Source organism: Bacteroidota bacterium, from assembly GCA_034723125.1.
Taxonomy (GTDB): Bacteria; Bacteroidota; Bacteroidia; order CAILMK01; family JAAYUY01; genus JAYEOP01.
Window position 1 is genome coordinate 1 of the sequence record JAYEOP010000460.1, and the last position, 8,912, is coordinate 8,912.

4 protein-coding genes and 1 tRNA gene are annotated in these 8,912 nt (G+C 31.0%); 1 reads left to right on the forward strand and 4 read right to left on the reverse strand.

Features of this window, described 5'->3' with window-relative positions:
* The 4 genes from U9R42_11995 to U9R42_12010 form a co-directional block, all read right to left on the reverse strand.
* Positions 1-610: hypothetical protein (locus U9R42_11995; GenBank protein ID MEA3496744.1), on the reverse strand; the 610-nt coding region annotated here is incomplete at its 3' end.
* Between the two features lie 240 nt (positions 611-850).
* Entirely contained in the window at positions 851-3,541 is a 2,691-nt protein-coding gene (locus U9R42_12000; GenBank protein ID MEA3496745.1) for a T9SS type A sorting domain-containing protein, read from the reverse strand.
* A gap of 171 nt (positions 3,542-3,712) precedes the next feature.
* Positions 3,713-6,136 (reverse strand): type I DNA topoisomerase, encoded by a 2,424-nt coding sequence (gene topA, locus U9R42_12005; GenBank protein ID MEA3496746.1) that lies wholly within the window; start codon positions 6,134-6,136, stop codon positions 3,713-3,715.
* A 381-nt stretch (positions 6,137-6,517) separates the two neighbouring features.
* A complete protein-coding gene (locus U9R42_12010; protein MEA3496747.1) occupies positions 6,518-7,954 on the reverse strand; it encodes a dicarboxylate/amino acid:cation symporter in 1,437 nt (478 codons plus the stop codon).
* A 219-nt stretch (positions 7,955-8,173) separates the two neighbouring features.
* Between U9R42_12010 and U9R42_12015 the strand changes: the two genes are divergently transcribed.
* A tRNA-Leu gene (locus tag U9R42_12015) sits at positions 8,174-8,257 on the forward strand.
* Positions 8,258-8,912: the final 655 nt, after the last annotated feature.

An 8,912-nucleotide genomic window follows, 5' to 3' on the forward strand; every position in this document is an offset into this window, starting at 1 on the left:
AACATGAACCTCTTGCTTCGTCCTGTGTTCCATCTGTAGTCGTATAAATTGCATCTGCCGAACTCCAATCTCCACTATTATTACTTAAACTGTCGCTTAAATCTTTTGCTCCGTCTTTCCAATCATAAGTTATTTTATCAGTTACACATAATTTAAAAGTTCCACAATAAGATGTGGAACTATAGTTATCAATTGAAATATAATACCATTGTCCTATTGTTAAACTTGTAGATGTTACCCCAATATCCGAAGAAGCATCAATATATCTCTTACATTCCATTTGTGTTAATGAAGTATCCCACAAGGCAATATACGGATAATCCATTGTTCCTTCAGAACCTCCTATTCTTACGGTAACCTCAATGTTTGTTGTTGTTGCCTGAAACATAAACCATACGTTATAATTCGGTCCTGTATTCCAACATGAACCTCTTGATTGGTCAGCAGTTGCACTTACTGTTGTATATGCAGTATCAGCAGAACACCAATCATCTATATTGGAAAGAACTATTGCATTAGAACGGTCATTATTAGATGGTTGAGCATAACTGATTATAGGAAAAATAAAAAAAATATATTTTATAATATGAGTAATTATTTTTTTATACATCTACTAATTAATTTTATTGGTATTAAAAAACATACATTATTCTTGCCAACATCCTTTTCTTTTAACTTTCAACAGCTTACAAAAATATTAGTAAATAAAATCTTCTTAAAATAATAAAATATTCTCAATATTAGAATTGAAAAATAGAAATCCCCTGCTATGAGGGGATTTCTAACGGGCTAGGTCAAACCCAGTGTACTTAACCAATAAAACCAAAACCTATGTGGGTTGTTATATTTCTTATTTTATAAATATCTTTTCAGAATAATTATTTTTTTCAGTTCTAACATTTACAATGTAATAACCTGCATCAACATCAACAGTTATTTCATTATTATTTCCTATAATTTCTTTGTTTACAACAACTTTTCCTGTTATATCAATAATTGTAACTACAGCTTTGTCAACATCCATTTTAATAGTAACTGTATTTTCTACACTATTAATATTTACATTGTTGTTTTTTGTATTATTTTCAATTGCTGTATTTATTTCTTTATTATTATCTATTTGTTGAGGTAAAACAAAATGAAGAATAAATCTATCAGTCTTTTCATTTACATCTGCATAAAAAGAATACTCACCTTCTCCAAAATCAAACATTTTATTTTCTTTTAAATCTTCAAGATAAATATTAGCAGAAAATGAGAAATTATCAGCATCAATAAATATAGTATTTTTTCCTGAAACGCCAATTTTTGTATATAACGGAATTATCAATTCATTATCAAATTCAGGAATTGTGTTTATTGACATATCTTTAGCATCAGATGATTTTGTATAAATTTGCGAAACGGAATTATTATTACTAAACATTTTGTTAGCATCACAATAACTATCAAATTTTGCTGTAGATTTATTATCAAAACGAATAACTGTTTCATCTGTATATCCATTTTTTTCAGATTTTACTTTAAGTCTGATAATTTCTTTTCCGTTATCACTGTTTCTAAATGTAGCATCGCTGTTATGCAACCTCACATCATCAGTCATTCCTAAAGTACCATTTACACCTGAAGTGCTACATTTTACAAAGAAGCCTTGCATAGGTGGGATATACTGACCTCCACCATTTGCTCCTACTCCATCAATATATGAGGTAATAGCTTGTGCAACAGGATCCCAAATATAAATAGCATTATCAAGATTTGTTTTTGTCCAACCACTGGATGCATCCCAATCAATTGAGGATGGATAAGGATTACCTACAAAGTTATATCCATCATTATTATATGTTAAGTATGTATTAGAAAAACTACCTTCATTAAATTCACCTGAAAAAACTATAGTTTTATCTTCTGAATAATATACATCATATCCTTTCATTGGTTGAAGTTGCTCGTTTGCAACATGTGCTTGCCAGGTATTAGTGAACTCACTATAGGAATAAACCGCAGCACCCCATAATGCATTTGTAGAATCAATATCAACAGGAAGAGAAATATAATGCCAATCGTCTTCTGTTAATAATAACTCAGTTCTTGATTGACCACTACCGGTTGTTGTACCACCATCCTCTATATATGTACCATAACCATTTTCGTCAGAAATCAAATTTAAATTTCCATTATTAGTAAAATCATCTTCATTTGTAAATTCACCACTTATATTAAAATCACCTGTATTTGTAATATCATCTTCATTGGTAAATTCACCACCTACATTAAAATCACCTGTATTTGTAATATCATCTTCATTGGTAAATTCACCATTTGCATTAAAAGTACCATTATTTACAATGTTGTTTTTGTTTTCGAATTCACCATTAATAGTAATAGTAGCACCACTATTATTTGTTATTGTTCCTTCATTTTCACTTTCGTTACTTCCTCCGCAATGCAATGTTACAGTTCCACTATTGGTTAATGAACCACCGCTATCTATAATTCTAAACCTATTTGTAACAGTAAGATCACCATCATCGTCATTAGTAAATGTAGCATCATTTTTTAAATCAAATTCATCAGCGTTTAGTGTAGCATCGTTTGAAAAAGTAGCGTCATCTTCCATTTTAAATTTATCCGACACATCTATCTGTCCATTATTAGTAAAAGATGCAGAATTCTTCATTTCAAAATCATCACTGCAATTTATTGTTCCATTATTCACAGCATCTCCTTTTTCTACTATAAAATCCTCAACATTTACAGTTCCATTATTAGTAAAATCGGAAGTTGTTTCTTTAAGTTTAAATTCATCTGCAGTTATTATCCCGGAATTCGTCATAGTACAATCTTCTTTCAATTCAATCTTTTTTTTCACTTCAAAATTTCCTGAAATATTTAAAGTACAATCTTTAATTTTGAAATCATCATCAATATAGCTGTTACTTCCGAAACTAATAGTGCTACCTTTCCCATCAATATCTATCTTATCATCAACGAACACACCACCTGAAAATGAAACCGTACTATTCTCTATTTTGTTAATATCATCAATTGACACAGTATCATTAAAAGTAATATTCGTTGCATTTTTTACTTCAAATTTATCAGTAATGTAACAAGGAGCAGATGTTGTAAATGTCGTTGAACCATCAACCTTAAATTCTTCAACTGTAATTGTTGCTGTTGCTGTACAATTTCCTCCCTTAAATTCTATTTTTTCTATATCTAATTCTCCATCAACAATTAAATTGCCTCCTGTTTCAACTTTTTTAATTTCTTTGCTACCAGTTAATGAACCAGTTGATTGTATTTCCAAAGTACCTTTTATTTCATCTATATCATCATCTAAATCAACGTCATGCTTAATATAAACATGGTCCCCTGATTTAATCTTATTTCCAGGTTGCTTATTATTTTTCCATGTACTTTTATCTTTCCAATCACCATCTTGGTCTGTTTCGTAATTTGTAGCAAAAACAGAGAAAGACATTAAAAGAATGAGAGTAGAAAGTAATATTTTTAAATGAGTAGTTAAAGGTTTCATAATCCACAATAATTAGTTAAGTAACTATGATAAGTTACACTAAGTTTGCCACAAACATAATCAACTGTGTTTCAAACATATCTGTTTAAAGGTATAGTGTTTTACATCTAATTATTGGAATCTTTTTCCCGAAAATGGAAATATCCTAAATAAAGAATAAAGACAAAGTCATTATTTCTTCTTTTCAGTCTTAGCCTTAGTCTTCGTTTTAGTCTTAGCCTTAGTCTTAGCCTTAGCCTTAGTCTTAGTCTTAGCCTTAGCCTTAGTCTTCGCCTTAGTCTTCGCTTTTGTCTTGGTCTTCATTTCTTTCTCAATAATAACCAAAGCATCTTCCATTGTCAAAGACTCTGCCTCTGTTCCTTTAGGTATTCTAAAACTTTTCTTTTTATATTTAATATAAGGGCTGTAGCGTCCGTGTAGAATTTTTATTTCATTTCCTTTATTATCAAAGGTTTTTATTGTTTTTTTTATCTCTCTTTCTCGTTTTTCTTTGATTACTTCAATAGCCCTGTCAAGTTCAATTTTATAGGGATCATCATCTTTTGGTAAAGAATAAAATGAACGATTGAGATCAATATAGGGTCCCCAGCGACCAATATTTACAACTACATCAAAGTCTTCAAATTTTCCAATAATCCTTGGCAATTGAAGTAGTTCTAAAGCTTCTTTAAAAGTAATTGTTTCTATAAGTTGACCTTTTTTAAGTTTAGCAAATTTTGGTTTTTCTTCATCATCTCTTTCTCCCAGTTGCACAAAAGGACCAAAACGACCAAGACGAGTTGATACTTGTTTTCCTGTTTTGGGGTCATTTCCAAGTATTCTTGCTCCTTTGGATCTTTCAGCATCCTTTAATGTTTTTTCAATACTAGGCTGAAAATCTGAATAAAAATCACTTATCATCTTTTGCCAATCCTGTTTTCCTTCGGCTATTTTATCAAATTCATTTTCTACATTTGCAGTAAAGTTATAATCAATTACATCAGAAAAATGCTCAACAAGAAAATCATTTACTATCATTCCAATGCTACAAGGAAAAAGTTTTCCTTTATCAGCACCAAATATTTCTGTTTTTATTTCTTCAATTACTTCATCATTTTTGAGAAACAATAATTTGTAATCACGTTTTTCCCCATCTCTGTAATCTTTAATTACATAATCTCTTTTTTGAATAGTTGAGATTGTAGGAGCATAAGTAGAAGGACGACCGATTCCTAATTCTTCCATCTTTTTTACTAAAGATGCTTCTGTAAATCTAAATGGAGGACGAGTAAATCTTTGTGTTGCCTTGGCAATTTGTAATCTCAATTTTTCACCTTCTGAGATTGGAGGTAATAAAGTAGCTTTTTTATCAGAAGACTCTTCATCATCCCTTGACTCTATATATAGTTTTAGAAATCCGTCAAATTTAATTACTTCACCGCTTGCAATAAAAAGAGCAGGATTATTTGAGTTTTTAATTTTTACATTTGTTTTTTCAATTTTAGCATCTGCCATTTGAGAAGCAATTGTTCTTTTCCATATTAAATTATATAATTTTGCTTCACGTGAATCAAGGCTAATATTCTTTATAGACATATTTGTTGGTCTGATAGCCTCATGTGCTTCCTGTGCACCTTTTGTTTTAGTTTTAAAGTTTCTGGGTTTTGAGTATTCCTTTCCAAACTCTTCAATAACAGTTTCTTTAGCACTGTCTATTGCTAATGGCGAAAGCCTTAGTGAATCTGTTCTCATGTACGTTATATGACCTGCTTCGTACAAAGACTGAGCAAGACGCATGGTTTGAGAAACTGAAAAATACAATTTACGCGATGCTTCCTGCTGAAGAGTAGAAGTTATAAAGGGAGGTGAAGGAGATTTTTTTGCATCTTTTTTCTCAATATTATTTATTGTAAACTCTGCTCCTTTGCTATCTTCAAGAAATGATTTTGCTTCTTCATAACTATCAAACCTTTTGTTTAGGTCAGCATGAAGTATAGCATTCTTATTATCTTTTCCTGAAATAATAAATTCGGCTACAACTTTATAAAAAGTTGTTGGTTTAAATTTTAAAATATCTCTTTCCCTATCAACAATCAATCGTACTGCAACAGATTGCACTCTACCTGCCGATAATTTTGGTTTAACTTTTTTCCATAAAACAGGAGACAGCTTAAAACCAACAAGTCTATCAAGAATTCTTCTTGCTTGTTGAGCATTTACGATATTGTTACTTATTGACCTTGGAGTTTTTATCGCTTCAAGTATTGCATTTTTTGTAATTTCATGAAATACTATTCTCTTTGTTTTATCTTCTTTCAATTTCAACAATGAAGCTAAATGCCAAGAGATAGCTTCTCCTTCACGGTCTTCATCAGTTGCGAGCCAAACCATTTCAGATTTTTTTGCAGCCTTCTCTATTTCAGCAATCAGCTTTTTCTTTTCACTTAAAATCTGATAATTAGGTTCAAAATTGTTATCAATATCAATTGAAAGTTCTTTTGGAGAAAGATCTCTAACATGTCCGTTGCATGACTTAACAGTAAATTCTTTTCCTAAAAATTTCTCTATAGTTTTTGCTTTTGCAGGTGACTCAACTATTACTAAGTTTTTGCTCATAATTTTTCTTTCCTCTACTTTTATAGTCTATTAAATTCTTTTGGAAATTGATGAATTTCATCTGTACAAAATAAATATCGTTTTTAATATTGCTTATTTCCTGTCAAATTTAACAATTCTTTTTTTTCATTAATATTAATATAGAAAGATTTGAAAAAAGCATTTTCAAAAATGTTATATGATATTAATGTTTGTTTTTTCATTTTTAGTACTTATAATTTTCGCTTGCAAATTTCTAAATTGTGATGGATTTTACTTAACTTTAAGCAAAATATTTTTAATTTAATTTTTAACAACTACAAATAAGGAACTTACGATTATCAATTTTGCAAACAAATCAGAAAAATTTCATTTTGGAAATAATTAATCACTAATAACTGCTCAACCTACTTCTTTTTTATCAATGCTTACTGGCAACTCTTCCCCTTCTGAGTGTGCAATTATAACTGATCCACAAGTGTCGCTCCACACATTTGTAGCTGTTCTGAACATATCCAAAATTCTATCAACCGCAAGTATCAACCCTACTCCCTCTAAAGGAAGACCTACGGCTGACAAAATAACTGTTATCATTACTAAGCCGGCCATTGGAATTGCAGCTGCACCGATAGAAGCAAGCAGAGCGGTAATAACAATTATTAGTTGATTTCCAAATGTCATATCCATTCCATAAGCTTGAGCAATAAACATAGCTGCAACACATTCGTACAATGCAGTTCCATCCATATTAATAGTTGCTCCAAGAGGTAATGTAAATTTTGATATTTTTGTAGAAACCCCTGACATTCTTTGTACAGAATTAATTGTAATTGGCAAAGTAGCACCTGAAGATGATGTTGAAAATGCTGTTAACAATGGGGTTGTCATATTCCGAAAATGTTTAAATGGCTTGGCTTTTCCAAGATAGCGTGTTAACAATGGCAATGATACAAAAGCATGAATAATTAAAGCTACTATCACAACGAACATATATAAACCCATTCGTTGTGCAAGTTCAGCAAGATTATCCTGATCGGCAACAACTTTTAAAACTATACCAAATATTCCAAAAGGAGTAAATTTTATAATGAACATTGTCATTTTCATCATTACATCAAATACTGCCTGAAAAAAATCTTGTAAAGTTTTGGTAGCAGGAGCACTAACTTTTGTAATAAAAAAACCGAACAATAATGCAAAGAAAATTATTGAAAGCATATAATTATTTACAAAAGCATAAAAAATATTATCAGGTACAATTTCAATTAAAGTTTGCCCAAGTGCTTTTGGCTCATCCATTAATCCTTCTACATCAGCAGTAAAATTAAGGTCTGCTCCTACTCCCGGCTGAAAAACATTTACCATTACGAGACCTGTTGTAATGGCAAAAATACTTGTTAACACATAATAGCCCATTGTTTTAAATCCTAATCGTCCAAGCCTATCACTACTTCCAATATTAGTAACTGCCGAAATAATTGAACTCAAAATAAGTGGAATTATCAACATTTTTAATGCTCTAAGAAAAATATCTCCCATCCAACTAGTGCCTTTAACTGCTTTGTTAAAGTAAGCATGTTTTATTAACTTTGATTCATATTTTTCTGTTAATTCTTCTCCTATTACTGCTTTCAATTTTTTTAAGTAATCTACCCGGGTATTATAAACTTCGCCTTCAATTTGTTTTAAATCAATAAGAACTTCAACAGCAACACCTTCTGAGCTTAGATGTTTAAAGGATTTTTTAGTTAATTGATATTTCGTTGAAAATAATATACCAAAAATAATTGCGAGTATTAAAGCGATTAATATTTGCCAGTGTAATGGGAATTTTTTCATACAATTTTAGTTTTATTTTCATTAAAATTCACAAGCATATTACTTTAAAAAAATGAATTTCTATTTATTAATGTTCGGCAAATCTAAAAGTAAATTTTTAAAATTTTGCAAAGTTTTATGAAAAAATTGAAAAAACTAAAATCAACTACTAATTCATTCAGTATTTTTATTCAATAAAATATTTTTAATTTTGCATTTGATAAACTAAGTTAATAAAAAGCCGATGTGACGGAATTGGTAGTCGTGCTACGTTCAGGACGTAGTGTTCGAAAGAACGTGAGGGTTCGAGTCCCTCCATCGGTACGAAGAGAAGAAGTCCTCAGTCCTCAGTCCGCAGTCCTCAGTCTGCAGTCTTCAGTCAACAGTCCGCAGTTCGCAGTTCGCAGTCAAATTCCGAATAAACAAATCAGCAAATAAACAATTCTTCTTTGTGTTCTTTGCGTGAAAATATAAACAAATCAGTCGGCAGTCCTCAGTCGGCAGTCTTCAGTCCACAGTCCTCAGTTTGTTTGCCTGAATAACGTTGATTTTTTTTAACTTTTTCCTTTGCGTTCTTTGCGTCTTTGCGTGAAAATATAAACAAATCAGTCGGCAGTCCACAGTTCGCAGTCAAATTCCGAATAAACAAATCACCAAATAAACAACTTAATGACAATTAAATGACAGCGAAGCAAATGACCACTAAATGACTATTGAAACAAATCACCAAATAAACAAATAAACAATTTACCAAATAAACAGATGAAAAGATTCTTCTTTGCGTTCTTTGCGTCTTTGCGTGAAAATATAAACAAATCAGTCGGTAGTCCTCAGTCGGCAGTCTTCAGTCCACAGTTCGCAGTCAAATTCCGAATAAACAAATCAGCAAATAAACAATTCTTCTTTGTGTTCTTTGCGTGAAAATATAAACAAATCAGTCGGCAGTCCTCAGTCGGCAGTCTTCAGTCCACAGTCCTCA